A 14,921-nucleotide genomic window follows, 5' to 3' on the forward strand; every position below is an offset into this window, starting at 1 on the left:
TTGCTTCACCCTCCCCGCTAATCACAGCCTTCTGCCCCGACTGTTTGACGGGTGTTTCACAACCATGCCTCTGTCACAAAACTGTCATATAACTTTCACATTCGATTAAGAGCTGTTGATTTTAGGCGCGAATAAGCCCATATCTCTTGGATATTTCGTTAGCCGGAACATATTTTCTTCGTTTTATGAAGATAATTCTAGCTTTCAACACCAACCTCCAACCCGAAGGGATTTCGCCGTGAATGGTTCATTGGTCCTTTTGCACCTTGCTGGCGCAGTCGCCCTCCTCCTATGGGCCACCCGCATGGTGCGAACTGGGGTAGAGCGCGCCTATGGCGACCGCCTGCGCAGACGCCTGCGCAACCAGATGCAGAACCCGCTTTTATCGGTCGCCTTCGGTCTGGTGCTTGCTGTTGCCCTGCAAAGCTCTACCGCTGTGACGCTGCTGGTCGGCTCCTTCGTGGGATCGGGTTTCGTCAGCGGTGTTGCAGGCCTGATGGCTGTGCGCGGCGGCGAACTCGGCTCGGCTCTGGTCGTCAAAATCCTGAGCTATGACCTGACCATTCTCGTTCCGCTCTGCCTTGTGATCGGCACCGGCATTTTCATGACCACCGAGCGCCGCGACTGGCGGCAGATCGGGCGCATTCTCGTGGGCATCGGCCTCTTGATCATGTCGCTGGAAATGACCGGTCAGGCCACTGAACCATTGCGCCAGAGCGAACTTCTGCCGGTAATCGTCGACTATCTGTCGAGCGATCCAATCACCACCTATCTGCTGGCCGCACTGATGACATGGCTGTTCCATTCCAGCGTTGCAGCCGTCATTTTGCTGACCACATTCGCATCGCGCGGTCTTATCCATCCGGAACTGGCCGTGGTCATGGTGCTCGGCGTCAATCTCGGCTCCTCGATCATCGCGCCGATCCTCACCCGCAATGCCCCGCCTGAAACCCGCGTTGTGCCGCTCGGCAATCTCCTGATGCGCGGCGCAGGCTCGCTGGTCATGCTGGTGCTCTACGAGACCTTCAAGCCGTCGATTGCGTTCCTTGGCGCCGATCCCGTATCGCAGGTGGTCAACGCGCATATTCTGTTCAACGTGATCGTCATGCTGGCGGGCATCCCGCTTTCCGGGTTGGTGCTGCGCACCACCGAGGCGCTCGTCAAGATCAATGCCGACAAGACCCCGGCACCGGCACAGCCGCTGGAAATGGAAGAATACAGCGCCCTCGATACGGGCGTGCTTAACCGCCCGTCGCAAGCGCTGGCCAATGCCACCCGCGAAGTGGTGGGCGTTTGCGATACGGTCGAGGTCATGCTGCGCCGCATCATCGATCTCTATGAAAAGCCGGATCAGGCCCGTATCAACGAACTGGCCGCTCTCGATGACCGCGTGGACAAGAAACATGCGGCGATCAAGCTTTACCTCACCCGGCTTGCCTCGCAGGATCTGAGCGAATTCGAAGCCCTGCGGATGCAGGAACTGCTCGGCGCTTGCGTAAAGCTCGAACAGGTGGGCGACATCATCGTGCGCAACATGCTGGCGCAGGTGCAGAAGAAAATGGATCACAAGCTGGAATTCACAGAAGAAGGCTGGGAGGAACTCAGCCACTTCCACGCGATGGTTCTGGCCAATGCGCATCTGGCCTTCAACGTGGTTGTCTCGCGTGATGGACGCACGGCACGCCAGCTCGTTCAGGAAAAAGACCGCCTGCGCGAATTGGAGAAACAGACAAGTCTGCGCCACTTCTCGCGTCTGCGCGAAGGATCAACCCGCAGTATCGAGACCAGCACCATCCATCTCGATACGATCCGCGATCTGAAGCAGATCAATTCGCTTCTGGCTTCCATGGCCTATCCGGTTTTGGAAGAACAGGGCCTCCTGAGCGAAACGCGCCTCAAGACCGTCAAGCAGAGCTGACGCGGTTAAAACGTTATATCGGCGGCGTTTGTGGTTCGGCCACGGGTGCTTCCTGCCCGGAACCCGTTAAGCGTCTCATTGTGATGGGCGACGATATCGGCGAACTGCAAGCTCGCCGTATCGCCAGTCGTGTGCCCATCGGCAATTAATGTCACATCATAGCCGAGCGATATTGCGTGGCGCACCGCCGTGTCGACGCAGTATTCCGTCTGGCAACCACCGATAACCAGATGGGTGATCGCCAGCTCATGCAGCCGGTCCTGAAGCTCAGTTTCGTGAAATGAATCGCAACTGGTCTTTTCAACCACGATGTCATTTGCCTGAGGTGAAAGCTCGTCCCGGATCGCCCAACCCTGCGTGCCCTTTTCGAGCACATCCCCCGGTCCGCCGTCGTGCTGCACGAGGATAACCGGAATCCCGGCAGCATGTGCCCTGACCTTCATGGCGCTCAATCGAGCAACGACATCATCCAGAGCGCGGTCAATCACAGGCTGACGCTCAGGCGTGCCCATCCCGGCCACAATATCGTTTTGAACATCAATGATGAGCAGAGCAGTAGTCATGACAAACGATCTCACTGACTGATTTCGATTGCCCGGCATAACATCTGCATGGCTGATGAAACAAGAAGGCCCCGCTTTTGACGGGGCCTTCTTCATTTCGTGTCAGAGCAGGGATTACTGCAGAAGCGATTTCACCAGCGCGCTTGCCTTGGTGAAATCCATCTTGCCTGCATAGCGCTCCTTCAGGATGGCCATGCACTTGCCCATATCGCGCAGACCTTGCGCACCGATTTCGGCGATAACGTCCTCGCAAGCCTTCTTCACTTCTTCCTCAGTCATCTGCTGCGGCAGAAACTCGGAGATAATGACAATTTCCTCGCGCTCGGCGTCGGCCAGCTCGATGCGGCTGCCTTCTTCATAGATGCGTGCCGATTCTTCGCGCTGCTTGACCATCTTGCCGAGAATACCCAGCAATTCCTCGTCTCCGACCGGGTCCTTGCCTGCGGAACGGTTGGCGATATCGCGGTCCTTCACGGCAGCCAGAATAAGGCGCAGCGTCGACGTGCGGCGCTTTTCCTGCGCCTTAAGCGCGGTTGTGAGGGCCTGGGAAATCTCCTGGCGAAGCATCGAATGTCTCCTGACGGTGTTTGTTTCTTCTTACTCGCAACGTGACCCATAAAGCAATCGCGCGCTGTCACGAGCTGTCCGAACTACCCGCCCGAAGAACAATAATGCGATAATTATCGCGATTATTTCCCGAATGAGCACGCTCGGACGATTGACCCGGCGATCAAGTTTCTCTATTGATCAAGGCTTAGCAGGACATCGGTACATGCTCGCAGTGGGAGATTTGAAATCCCCGCTGCCTTTTGGCGCATATATGACCCCGTCGCCTGTTGGCGCGTATATGACCATTGACGCTCCGTCTTTCAAGCCATTCGCCCGGTAACAGGGTGAAGCTGGAGGGATGGAACATGAGCCTGTACGGAAAAGCTAAAACATTAAACGTGGCACGGATTTAAATGCTGCAAGTTAAACAGGAGTGCACATATGACCGAAACGACCCCGAAAACCGCACCCTGGACAACCGAAAAGCGAACCGCCGTTCTGGTTCTTGCTGACGGCACCGTGATCGAAGGCAAGGGCCTCGGCGCGACCGGCGCAATCGAAGCAGAAGTTGTCTTCAACACGGCGCTCACCGGTTACGAAGAAATCCTGACCGATCCGTCCTATGCCGGACAGATCGTCACCTTCACCTTCCCGCATATCGGCAATGTCGGCACCAATGTCGAAGATATCGAAGACCTGACGCCAGCCAACCGCCACGGCGCAGTCGGCGCGATCTTCAAGGCCGATATCACCGCACCGTCAAATTATCGCTCCAGCGAAGACCTTGACGCATGGCTGAAGGCACGCGGCGTTATCGCGCTTGCAGGCATCGACACCCGCGCCCTCACCGCACTGATCCGCGAACGCGGCGCGCAGAATGCTGTCATCACGCATGACCCGAACGGCAAGTTCGACATCGACGCCTTGAAGGCCCGCGCTGCTGGCTGGAGCGGTCTGGAAAATCTCGACCTCGCCAAGGATGTTACCATCGGCCAGAGCCAGGTCTGGAACGAAACGCCCTGGATCAAGGGCGAAAGCTTCGGCGAACTGGACAACCCGCAATATCACGTGGTCGCGCTCGATTTCGGCGTGAAGCGCAACATTCTGCGCCTGCTTGCAGGCCTTGGCGCAAAGGTTACGGTTCTGCCCGCAACGGCAACCGCCGATGACGTGCTGGCCTACAATCCCGACGGCGTATTCCTGTCGAACGGCCCCGGCGATCCGGCAGCCACCGGCGCATATGCCGTACCGACCATTGCCAAGCTGGTTGACAGCGGCTTGCCGGTTTTCGGCATCTGCCTTGGACACCAGATGCTGGCGCTGGCACTCGGTGGCCGCACCGAGAAGATGCATCAGGGCCATCACGGCGCAAACCATCCGGTCAAGGATTACACGACCGGCAAGGTGGAAATCGTTTCCATGAACCACGGCTTTGCGGTCGATTCTGAATCGCTGCCGGACAATGTTGAAGAAACTCACGTCTCGCTTTTCGACGGCACCAATTGCGGCTTGCGCGTCATCGGCAAGCCGGTCTTCTCCGTCCAGCACCATCCGGAAGCTTCGCCCGGCCCGCAGGATTCGCACTACCTCTTCCGCCGGTTCATCAATCTCATCCGTGAGAAGAAGGGCGAAGCCCTTTTGCCGGAACGCGAACAGGCTGCGTGAATCTAAATCTGAGATTTTGCGGTTAACACATTGTTAGCAAATAAAAAGCCGGGGCGAACACCCCGGCTTTTTTGATGTGCATGTATAGCCTTTAGACATCCGCTATCTTTGGCTTTGGCTTGGGATGAACTCGCGCCACCACCACGACCAGCGCGATGAAGATTAGCCCTGCCCCAACCGCATAGGGCATACCGGCAAAATCAAACGGCGCGTTTGTTCCGGTAAAATGGCTGAAGAGCTGCGTGAAAAGAAGCGGGCCGATAATCGTCGTGATGCTCGAAACGCTGGTCAGCGCGCCTTGCAACTCGCCTTGTGCGGAAGGCGGCACTTTGCTCGCAGCGATACTGCGCAGCGGCGGATCAGCAAAGCCTTCCAGCGCCGTCATCAGGATGACCGCATAGACCATCCAGCCTTCCCAGGCGATGGCATAACCGATCATACCAAGACAAGAAAAGAACACGCCGGTGATGGCCGTGCGCCGCTCACCCAAAATAGGCAGAGCACGCGGCAGCACCACCGCCATGACAAATGCGGTACCGATACCGAACATGCCAAGCGACAGGCCGATCTGGGCCTCGTTCCAGTTATAGCGGTAGGCGCCGACAAAGGCCCAGACCGACGGATAGACCGCATGGGCCAGCCAGTACAGGAAGAAGACCGCCATCACCCAGCCGATACCGGGATAGCTGCGCAGCTGCTTGAGCGCGCCGAGCGGGTTGGCACGTCCGATCTGGAAACTGCGTCTGTTTTGCAGGGACAGCGTTTCCGGCAGCAGGAAGTATGCCAGCACGAAATTGATGAAAGACAGCAACGCCGCGCCGTAGAACGGAACACGCGGGCCGAATTCACCCAGAAGACCGCCCAGCACCGGGCCGAGCGCAAAGCCAACGCCGAAGGCAATGCCAATCAGGCCGAAATTGCGTGCGCGATTGCTGTCATCGCTGACATCCGCAATATAGGCGGATGCCGTCGCAAAACTTGCACCGCTGATGCCCGCCAGCACACGGCCAACGAACAGCATCCAGAATGAGGTTGCGAGCGCGCAGATGAGATTGTCGATCGCAAATGTCAGAATGGAGGCCAGCAGAACCGGCCGCCGGCCGAAACGGTCGCTGAGATTACCGATCAACGGCGCGAACAGAAACTGCATCGCCGCATAAACCAGCAGCAGCCAGCCGCCGTCGACAGCCGCCGTGCTGACATCCGCGCCGGTCAGCTCTTCCAGATAGGCCGGCAGAACCGGCATGATGATCGCGATCCCGATAATATCGAGAAACAGCGTCATGAAGACCAGCCAAAGGCCCCGCCTTACGAATTTGGGGTCAAGCATTGGAACACCTGAATATGCTCAAGCGGATTTGCCGCAGGAAGCATCATGTTTTGATTGTTGGAAAGGATCGCGCGTCATCGCCGCTCAAAATTGAGCGTCACGCATGATTTGGATAAGGGCCGCGCCGACGCGAAACCTTTATAGGGAAAATTATTCTACGACAAGCCTGCTTGATACGGGTCAACGAAAATGATTCGAACCATCGCATGGCTTGCATAGAAAAAGGCGGCCGAAGCCGCCTTTTATGAAGTGATCAGAGCGGCTTAGATGTCGCCGCTAAATGTATCGCAGGATTCGAGCTTGCCCGTATCGAAGCCGCGCTTGAACCACTTGGCGCGCTGCGCCGATGTGCCATGGTTGAAGCTTTCCGGCACGACGTAACCCTGGCTGCGACGCTGCAACGTGTCGTCGCCGATCTGGTGGGCGGCATTGAGCGCATCTTCAAGATCGCCCGCTTCCAGAATACCCTTCTGCTGGGTGTAATAACCCCAGATACCGGCAAAGCAATCGGCCTGAAGCTCGACGCGAACCGACATCTGGTTGGCCTGCACTTCGTTCATCTGCTGGCGCATCTGATTGAACTTCGGGAGAATGCCGAGCAGGTTCTGGACATGATGCCCGACTTCATGCGCCAGCACATAGGCCTGCGCAAAGTTACCCGACGCGCCGAAACGATTCGCCAGTTCGTCATAGAAGCTCAGATCGATGTAGAGCTTGCGGTCGCCGGGGCAGTAGAACGGCCCCGACGCAGCAGAGGCAAAACCGCAGGCCGAACGCACCTGCCCGGTAAAAAGAACCATGGTCGGCTTCGTATAGGTCTGGCCGCGCGACTGGAAAATACCGCTCCAGACGTCTTCCGTCTCGGCCAGCACTGTGCGGGCAAACTGGGTCATCTCGTCATTGGCGACTGCCCCGCCCTCGGCAGCCGTGCGACCGCTGGACTGCTGCTGTTGCGTCTGCACGGACGAGCCCATGCCGCCATCGCCAAACAGAATCGGTATAGGATCGATACCAAAGGCGCGCAGCACGAAGAACATCACGACAAGAATGAGAATGCCGGAAAGCCCGCCGCCACGCACGACCTTGAAGCCCGGCCCGCCGCCGCCAAAACCGCCGCCTTGTCCGCCTGAATCGCCACCGCCGCCACGCTGGTCTTCCACATTGTCACTCTGCCTACGACCTTGCCAGCGCATACGCCCACTCCCTCAACACCGGCCGCAGCAACCCTGCGCGGCGCATCAATCAATCTCGTATAATTGTCGCATAAAGAGTTGCCACCGCAATATAAAAAGTAAATGGCAAGCCTCATCACAAACGGAGACTCGCCCGCAATATTTGCTTTCGGGAGTTTTCCTATCGGATGGCGCGAAACTTGTGCCTTAGAAATGAGCTGCCGAACAGGACCAAGACAATCACCGCCGCGCCTGTGGCGAGGTGGAAAGTGCCCGCATCCGGAAATGCAACCGCATGCATGATGCGCCCCGGCAGGAAGGCAAAGAGCCCAGCCCCGACAATGCCCAGAAAATAAACCTGTCGCACGATTTTGCGATGCAGGCCAATCTCGCCCTGACGCGCAGCGATCACTGACCGGATGCATCCGGCGATGACCAGCACCGACAGGATATGTATCGGGCTGAAACCCCAGAACAGGTTGATCTGGTGTATGAAAAAGCTCGTCATCGCGGTGACAACCATCAACGCCATCCAGATGCGCCCAAGATATTTGTGCAGGCGTGTGCCCTTGCGGCGCAGGAGAATGAAGGCACCCAGCAAGGCTGCGGGTATAACAGTGGCGACGTGTAGCTGGACAGCAAGCGGTGCGTGGAGAAGCGGCTCGAAATTCATGGCAATGCTCCGGTTGAATTTCGACCTTCCTTCGACAACACTGCGCTCGGCTCAATTGGAATGACGTGGGATGCAGGAAAACTTCGTGGCTGGCGGCATTGTGCAATTCGCGCTTCGTGAAATGACGGTCATTTTGCGTGCGCTTCGCCTCTGGATGACGTTTCTTGTGGTGGTGCTGATCTTCACGATAACGGCTGCACTGGGCACAGGTTCGATGCCCGTCGTCATCCGCTTCTTCTATTGGCTGCTGATCCAGTTTGGCGGCTGGTCCATCGCCATCTTGTTCGCTGTTCTGGCGGATTCCCTGCTGAAACCATGGGTTGCCAGCACCTTTGCGCGCATGATGACAGGCGCGCTTCTGGCGGCGATTCCCATTGGCCTTTGGGTCGGCCTCGTCGACTACGGTTTTCTAGTCAGAACCCCGTCCTTCAAAACGCTCCTCGGCAACATGGCGGTTTCGCTACCGCTCAGCGCGCTCTTCTGTGTCCTTGCCTATCTGACAGTTCGCAAAGACATCGAAACCGTTTCGAACAAAAGCCCCGAAGCCCCCGCTCTGCTCAATCGCCTGCAACCGGGCAATCGCGGCCCGCTGCTGCGTTTGTCGGCAGACGACCATTACACACAGGTCGTCACCAGCCGGGGCAAGGAACTCATCCTGATCCGCTTCTCCGATGCAGTAAAAGAAATCGGCGAAACGCCGGGTTTACAGATCCACCGCTCGCATTGGGTGGCAGACACTCATGTCGAGGAATTGCAGCGCGTGAATGGCGCGCTCAGCGTCAAAGCACGCGACGGAACACTGCTCCCGGTCAGCCGGTCGAGCCAGAAAGCAGCGCTGGAGCGTTACCGCACCGGCGCGTCACCGCACAAGAAAACTGCGCTCGGCCAAGATTTTTCGTGAATGCCCGCATTTTCTTTGAAATAAGCGTATTTGTGGGGTTCCGCTTTGGGTCATCATTGCCTATAAGGCCCGCTTAGCCCACAGAATTCATACGCTGCCAACCCGCCGGAAAACCGTGCGGGCTTTTCTGGCAGGCTAAGCAGCATGTCACTCGAAAGTGGGAACCGGTTTCGAGACAAAGGCATGCGTAAAACAAGAGCATGATCCCGAAAATGGGAACCGGTTTTCGGACAAGATCATGCGCCCGAAGAAGATAGGATGAGCGCCCATGCCGAAACGTACAGATATCAAATCGATCCTGATTATCGGCGCGGGCCCCATTGTCATCGGCCAGGCTTGCGAGTTCGACTATTCGGGCACTCAGGCCTGTAAGGCGTTGAAAGAGGAAGGCTACCGCATCATCCTCGTCAACTCCAACCCGGCCACGATCATGACCGATCCCGATCTGGCGGACGCGACCTATATCGAGCCGATCACGCCGGAAGTCGTCGCCAAGATCATCGCCAAGGAGCGCCCGGACGCGCTTTTGCCGACCATGGGCGGCCAGACCGCGCTGAACACCGCATTGTCGCTGCGCCGCATGGGCGTGCTGGAGCGCTACAATGTCGAGATGATCGGCGCCAATGCCGAAGCCATCGACAAGGCGGAAGATCGCGCGCTGTTCCGTGAAGCCATGGAAAAGATCGGCCTCGATACACCCGATTCCATGCTCGCCAATGCGACTGAAATCAAGGACGAGGATCGCAAGCGTCACGAAGCCAAGCGTGCGGAAGTCAAGACCCAGTACACCGGCAGCGACCTCGACAAGGCGCTCGACAAGCTCGAAACCGAATGGCAGCTCGGCGAAGTTGACCGCAAGCAGCGCTACATGACGCATGCCCTTGCCAAGGCAGCGCAGGCGCTCGACTTTGTCGGCCTTCCGGCCATCATCCGCCCGAGCTTCACGCTCGGCGGCACCGGCGGCGGCATTGCCTATAACCGTCAGGAATTCTTCGAAATCATCGAGCGCGGTCTGGACGCATCGCCGACGACCGAAGTTCTGATCGAAGAGTCGGTTCTGGGCTGGAAAGAATATGAAATGGAAGTCGTCCGCGACAAGGCGGACAACTGCATCATCATCTGCTCGATCGAAAACCTCGATCCGATGGGCGTGCACACCGGCGACTCGATCACCGTGGCGCCAGCACTGACGCTGACCGACAAAGAATACCAGATCATGCGTAACGCCTCGATTGCGGTGCTACGCGAGATCGGCGTCGAAACCGGCGGCTCCAACGTGCAGTTCGCGATCAACCCGGCCAATGGCCGCATGATCGTCATCGAAATGAACCCGCGCGTCTCGCGTTCCTCGGCTCTGGCTTCCAAGGCAACCGGCTTCCCGATTGCCAAGGTCGCGGCCAAGCTCGCCGTCGGCTACACGCTGGACGAACTCGACAACGACATCACCGGCGGCGCAACGCCAGCCTCGTTCGAACCGTCGATCGACTATGTCGTCACCAAGATCCCGCGCTTTGCATTCGAAAAGTTCCCCGGCTCCTCGCCGATCCTGACCACCGCCATGAAGTCGGTTGGTGAAGTGATGGCCATTGGCCGTACCTTCCAGGAAAGCTTGCAGAAGGCGCTGCGCGGTCTTGAAACCGGCCTGACCGGCCTCGACGAAATCGCCATTCCAAACATTGAAGAAGGCGACGAGAAGAACGCTATCCGCGCCGCCATCGGCACGCCGACGCCGGATCGTCTGCGCATGGTTGCGCAGGCCATGCGCCTCGGCCTGACCGTCGAGCAGGTGCATGACGCCTCCAAGATCGACCCATGGTTCCTTGAACAGATCGAAGCCATCATTTCGACCGAAGCGCGCATCCGCGAACATGGCCTACCGCAGGACGCAGAAAACCTGCGCATGCTGAAGGCAATGGGCTTCTCCGACGCCCGCCTTGCAAGCCTGACGAACAAGGAAGCGACGGACGTGGCCAAGCTGCGCGCCGATCTCGACGTGCATCCGGTCTACAAGCGCATCGACACCTGCGCTGCCGAATTCGCTTCGCCGACCGCTTACATGTACTCGACCTATGAAACGCCTTTCGTCGGCCAGCCGCGTTCAGAAGCCGAAGTTTCGGATCGCAAGAAGGTCGTCATTCTCGGCGGCGGCCCGAACCGTATCGGTCAGGGCATCGAGTTCGATTATTGCTGCTGCCATGCGGCCTTCGCGCTCGGCGATGCCGATTACGAAGCCATCATGATCAACTGCAACCCGGAAACGGTTTCGACCGATTATGACACCTCGGATCGTCTTTATTTCGAGCCGCTGACGGCGGAAGACGTGCTGGAAATCCTGCGCGTCGAAAAGGAAAAGGGCACACTGCACGGCGTTATCGTCCAGTTCGGCGGCCAGACCCCGCTCAAGCTCGCCAATGCGCTTGAAAAGGCTGGCATCCCGATCCTCGGCACCTCGCCAGACGCCATCGACCTTGCGGAAGATCGTGACCGCTTCCAGAAGCTTCTGGTCAAGCTCGACCTGAACCAGCCGAAGAACGGCATTGCCTATTCGGTCGAACAGGCCCGCCTCGTCGCTGCCGACCTTGGCTTCCCGCTGGTCGTCCGCCCGTCTTATGTTCTGGGTGGCCGTGCCATGCAGATCATCCACGACGAGCGCACGCTGCAGGCCTATCTGCTCGACACCGTGCCGGAACTGGTGCCGGAAGACATCAAGGCCAAATATCCGAACGACAAGACCGGCCAGATCAACACGCTGCTCGGCAAGAACCCACTTCTGTTCGATACCTACCTGACCCAGGCTATCGAAGTGGACGTCGACTGCCTTTGCGATGGCAAGGACAGCTTTGTCTCGGGCATCATGGAGCATATCGAAGAAGCCGGTATTCACTCGGGCGACAGCGCCTGCTCGCTGCCGGTTCACTCGCTCTCGGCTGAAACCGTTGCCGAACTCGAACGTCAGACGGAAGCACTGGCCAAGGCGCTCAATGTCGGCGGCCTGATGAACGTCCAGTTCGCGATCAAGGACGGCGAAATCTTCATCCTCGAAGTCAACCCGCGCGCTTCGCGTACGGTTCCGTTCGTTGCCAAGACCATCGGCACCCCGATTGCCAAGGTTGCTGCCCGCATCATGGCTGGCGAAAGCCTTGAAGACGCGCTCGGCGCTTACGGCGGCAAGCCGCAGGCACCATCGCGTCCGCACATTGCAGTCAAGGAAGCCGTGTTCCCGTTCGCCCGCTTCCCGGGCGTCGATACGCTGCTCGGACCGGAAATGCGCTCGACCGGCGAAGTCATGGGCCTCGACTACGACTACGCACTGGCTTTCGCCAAGGCGCAGCTCGGCGCTGGCGTGGAACTGCCGCGTGAAGGCACGGTGTTCGTGTCCGTGCGCGACGAAGACAAGGAACGCGTTCTGACGCCTGTGCGCAAGCTCGCAAGCCTCGGCTTCCGCGTCATGGCAACCGGCGGCACGCAGCGTTTCCTTGCTGACAATGGCGTCGAAGCGATCAAGATCAACAAGGTCATCGAAGGCCGTCCGCATGTGGAAGATGCGATCCGCAATCGTCAGATCCATCTGGTCTTCAACACGACCGACAGCGCCAGCGCCGTGTCTGACTCCAAGTCGATCCGTCGCGCAACGCTGATGCAAAAGCTGCCTTACTACACCACCATGTCAGGCGCCGAAGCTGCAGCCGAAGCCATCGCGGCGCTGAAGGCCGGTTCGCTGGAAGTGCGTCCGCTGCAGGACTATTTCCGCGCATAAGCGGCTTTACAGGCAACGAAAAAAGCCGCCGGGGCGATCCGGCGGCTTTTTCTATGCGCTCTTTAAAGCGGGAATTTCCAGCGGCTTGCCATCGGGGTCCTCTTCCAGATTGACCTGCCGGGAGAAAAGCCCGTTATGCAGGTGTGGCTTGCCGAGGTGGATCACTGCAGCTTGCTTCAGCTCATTGTTCAAAATGTCTCGAATGCGATCATAGGCCTCGGCGTCGAGCCCATCCAGCGCGCCATCAATGATGATCCATTGCGGCTCCTGCAAAATGAGTCGGGCGAAGGCGAGACATTGCCGCTCGTCATCGGCCAGCACCCGCTCCCAGCGCGTGACGTGATCGAGACTGCCGATAAGCCGCGCAAGCCCGGCGCGCTGCAACACCCCTTCCAGTGCTTCAGGCGCGAACTTCTTCAGATCGAATGGATAGACGATCACGCTCTTCAGCGTGCCCGGTGGCAAATAGGGCGCGCGCGGCATGAAGGCGACGCCGTCATTGGCTGGCATACCGATACGCCCATCGCCCCATGGCCACAGGCCCCCCAGCGCCCGGAACAGTAAAGTGCGTTGGGTTTCGGTGCCGCCGGTCACCAGCACCCGTTCACCCGGCTTGACCGCAAAGGTACCTTTCGACAATCGCAAACAGATATCAGGTGCTGCAATCGACACGTTGTCGAGACTGATTCTGTCGTCCTCGTTGACGGCCAGATCGACTTGACGGTCGAGACGACCCAGCTCATCCATGCGCAGAATCGCCTGCCGAAACGTGGCGACGCGAAGCAGCGTCGCGCGCCAGTCGGCAATGGCGCCGAAATTATCCACGAACCAGCGCAACGAATTATGCACCTGCGTAAAGGCGCCGACCGCCATCATCAGACCGCCGAAGGTCAGGCCTCCGGAGAAATAAACCGGCGCAGCAACGAGAATTGGTGCGACGATGGTGAGCCAGCCATAACCGGCGGTCACCCAGGTCAATCGCGTGGTCGCGTAGACGATCTTGCGGATCGCAGCCAGCACGGCATCGATATCCAGATCGAGGCGGCGACGCTCGTCCGCTTCGCCGCGTGACAGCGTAACGGCATCCAGATGCTCGTTGACCCGCATCAGCGAGGCACGGAAATCCGCCTCGCGTGCATAACGGTTGGCATTGATATTGACGAGGTTGCGCCCGACGATCCATGTCAGCCACGATGCGGAAGCGGCATAGATGATTACCGCCCAGACCATGTAGCCCGGGATCGGGAAGCTATAGCCGCCGACATGGAAAATGAAGCCGCTCGAAAGCGACCAGAGCACGCCGACAAAACTCACCAGAATGACTGTCGATTGCAACAGATTAATGCCGAGATCGCAGGAGGTTTCCGCCAGATGCCGGGCATCTTCATGTAGTCGCTGGTCTGGATTGATGCCGATTTCGCCTGCATTGGCCAGCCGGAACGCCCGCCCCGGCGCCAGCCATTGACCGACCAGATCGCGGGCCAGCCCCTCGCGCATCTTCAGCTTGAACATCTGGTTCAGCCAAGTTTGCGCGACATTGAGCACCAGCAGGCTGCCAGCAATGCCGAAGAAGACCATCAACTGATGGAAGAAGGCCTGCAAATCCTTGCGCGCCAGTGCGTCGTAAAACGGCTCGTTCCAGCGGTTGATCGCAACCTGCCCGATGGCAATCAGCACGATCAGCACAAAAATGCCGGTTCCAAGCGCAATCAGCGCGGTGCGCACCGGCGAACTCCAGAAAGCGCCGGTCATCATGGAAAGCTGCGAGAACAGATCGTTGCCGTCGCGGACCGGCTGACGGGTGAGCAAGCCTTTGATGCCCGTGCGCTGGGACTTCCCGCGCTTGCGGCTCTTTTTCGGCGCACTGCGCTTCGGCTGCTTCTGTTCCGGTTCAGACGTCATATCTTGCCTCACCACATGCCCGTTCGCGAATCCCTGTGACGAAATCGCGGGCAATTCACAACATGCGCGTTATGCATATCACGCAAAAGTCAAAGAAACGCGATACCCTGCCGTCCAGAAGCCTACTTTTCCGAGCCAGCCTTTCTGACAGGGTCGAACGGTTACACCCTAAATGCGAGGTTCATGACATTTTCTGCAAAGCACTGTTACTGCACGCAATCGCGGAAAAGGCGGCGTTTTAGATAAAAATTACCTTCCGTTGACGTTAACGCTGCGATTTTTTTAGCAAAATCACAGCCAGACACGCATTCTAGCTCTCTTGTGCTGGTCAAATTTGTCGCATATAGTCCGGCAATCGATTTTTCGGTCGAGTGACTTTGAGACCCGTGCGGCCTGCCGTGCTTCCTGACGATCTCCTGTCCATAAATTCGATCCACAGGGACGTGTGCGGAGCATGCGGACTAAAAATTACTATCGTTACAAAGGACATT

At 58.2% G+C, this 14,921-nt stretch carries 10 protein-coding genes; 4 read left to right on the forward strand and 6 right to left on the reverse strand.

The features are described from left to right. Nucleotides 1–238 precede the first annotated feature (238 nt). Nucleotides 239–1,918 (forward strand): Na/Pi cotransporter family protein, encoded by a 1,680-nt coding sequence (locus ACTJKP_RS04025; protein ID WP_078338698.1) that lies wholly within the window; start codon nucleotides 239–241, stop codon nucleotides 1,916–1,918. A 5-nt stretch (nucleotides 1,919–1,923) separates the two neighbouring features. Here the strand turns inward: ACTJKP_RS04025 and ACTJKP_RS04030 are convergent, their stop codons facing one another. Together ACTJKP_RS04030 and ACTJKP_RS04035 are read right to left on the reverse strand one after the other, a co-directional pair. Continuing rightward, nucleotides 1,924–2,481: a cysteine hydrolase family protein gene (locus tag ACTJKP_RS04030; protein ID WP_440629767.1), complete on the reverse strand. Its 558-nt coding sequence runs from the start codon at nucleotides 2,479–2,481 to the stop codon at nucleotides 1,924–1,926. A 114-nt stretch (nucleotides 2,482–2,595) separates the two neighbouring features. Then, a complete protein-coding gene (locus ACTJKP_RS04035) occupies nucleotides 2,596–3,048 on the reverse strand; it encodes a GatB/YqeY domain-containing protein (RefSeq protein WP_078338700.1) in 453 nt (150 codons plus the stop codon). 423 nt (nucleotides 3,049–3,471) lie between these two features. Here ACTJKP_RS04035 and carA point away from each other — a divergent pair, with 423 nt between their 5' ends. Continuing rightward, nucleotides 3,472–4,695, forward strand: coding sequence for a glutamine-hydrolyzing carbamoyl-phosphate synthase small subunit (gene carA / locus ACTJKP_RS04040; RefSeq protein WP_440629768.1), 1,224 nt, complete (start codon nucleotides 3,472–3,474; stop codon nucleotides 4,693–4,695). Between the two features lie 91 nt (nucleotides 4,696–4,786). Here the strand turns inward: carA and ACTJKP_RS04045 are convergent, their stop codons facing one another. From ACTJKP_RS04045 to ACTJKP_RS04055, 3 genes are all read right to left on the reverse strand, one after another. Then, a complete protein-coding gene (locus ACTJKP_RS04045; RefSeq protein WP_440629769.1) occupies nucleotides 4,787–6,025 on the reverse strand; it encodes a TCR/Tet family MFS transporter in 1,239 nt (412 codons plus the stop codon). A 263-nt stretch (nucleotides 6,026–6,288) separates the two neighbouring features. Then, a complete protein-coding gene (ypfJ, locus tag ACTJKP_RS04050; RefSeq protein WP_078338702.1) occupies nucleotides 6,289–7,218 on the reverse strand; it encodes a KPN_02809 family neutral zinc metallopeptidase in 930 nt (309 codons plus the stop codon). Nucleotides 7,219–7,378: 160 nt separating this feature from the next. Further along, nucleotides 7,379–7,870, reverse strand: a complete 492-nt coding sequence (locus ACTJKP_RS04055; protein ID WP_440629770.1) for a DUF2306 domain-containing protein — start codon at nucleotides 7,868–7,870, stop codon at nucleotides 7,379–7,381. A 70-nt stretch (nucleotides 7,871–7,940) separates the two neighbouring features. On the opposite strand from ACTJKP_RS04055, the gene ACTJKP_RS04060 reads away from it, so the two are divergent. Both ACTJKP_RS04060 and carB read left to right on the forward strand, forming a co-directional pair. Continuing rightward, nucleotides 7,941–8,771, forward strand: a complete 831-nt coding sequence (locus ACTJKP_RS04060; protein ID WP_440629771.1) for a LytTR family DNA-binding domain-containing protein — start codon at nucleotides 7,941–7,943, stop codon at nucleotides 8,769–8,771. Between the two features lie 268 nt (nucleotides 8,772–9,039). Beyond that, the gene (carB, locus tag ACTJKP_RS04065) at nucleotides 9,040–12,528 is read left to right on the forward strand and encodes a carbamoyl-phosphate synthase large subunit (RefSeq protein ID WP_440629772.1); all 3,489 of its coding nucleotides are present in this window, start codon (nucleotides 9,040–9,042) and stop codon (nucleotides 12,526–12,528) included. Nucleotides 12,529–12,579: 51 nt separating this feature from the next. On the opposite strand, the gene ACTJKP_RS04070 is transcribed toward carB, so the two are convergent. Next, entirely contained in the window at nucleotides 12,580–14,430 is a 1,851-nt protein-coding gene (locus tag ACTJKP_RS04070) for an ABC transporter ATP-binding protein/permease (RefSeq protein ID WP_440629773.1), read from the reverse strand. Between the last annotated feature and the right edge of the window lie 491 nt (nucleotides 14,431–14,921).

It is taken from the genome of Brucella sp. 22210, from assembly GCF_052045675.1.
In the GTDB taxonomy this organism is placed as follows: domain Bacteria; phylum Pseudomonadota; class Alphaproteobacteria; order Rhizobiales; family Rhizobiaceae; genus Brucella.

Coding starts and splice junctions, on each gene's coding strand:
- ACTJKP_RS04030 (WP_440629767.1), bottom strand. CDS start 2,481: ATGACTACTGCTCTGCTCATCATTGATGTTCAAAACGATATTGTGGCC.
- ACTJKP_RS04035 (WP_078338700.1), bottom strand. CDS start 3,048: ATGCTTCGCCAGGAGATTTCCCAGGCCCTCACAACCGCGCTTAAGGCG.
- carA (WP_440629768.1), top strand. CDS start 3,472: ATGACCGAAACGACCCCGAAAACCGCACCCTGGACAACCGAAAAGCGA.
- ACTJKP_RS04045 (WP_440629769.1), bottom strand. CDS start 6,025: ATGCTTGACCCCAAATTCGTAAGGCGGGGCCTTTGGCTGGTCTTCATG.
- ypfJ (WP_078338702.1), bottom strand. CDS start 7,218: ATGCGCTGGCAAGGTCGTAGGCAGAGTGACAATGTGGAAGACCAGCGT.
- ACTJKP_RS04055 (WP_440629770.1), bottom strand. CDS start 7,870: ATGAATTTCGAGCCGCTTCTCCACGCACCGCTTGCTGTCCAGCTACAC.
- ACTJKP_RS04060 (WP_440629771.1), top strand. CDS start 7,941: ATGCAGGAAAACTTCGTGGCTGGCGGCATTGTGCAATTCGCGCTTCGT.
- carB (WP_440629772.1), top strand. CDS start 9,040: ATGCCGAAACGTACAGATATCAAATCGATCCTGATTATCGGCGCGGGC.
- ACTJKP_RS04070 (WP_440629773.1), bottom strand. CDS start 14,430: ATGACGTCTGAACCGGAACAGAAGCAGCCGAAGCGCAGTGCGCCGAAA.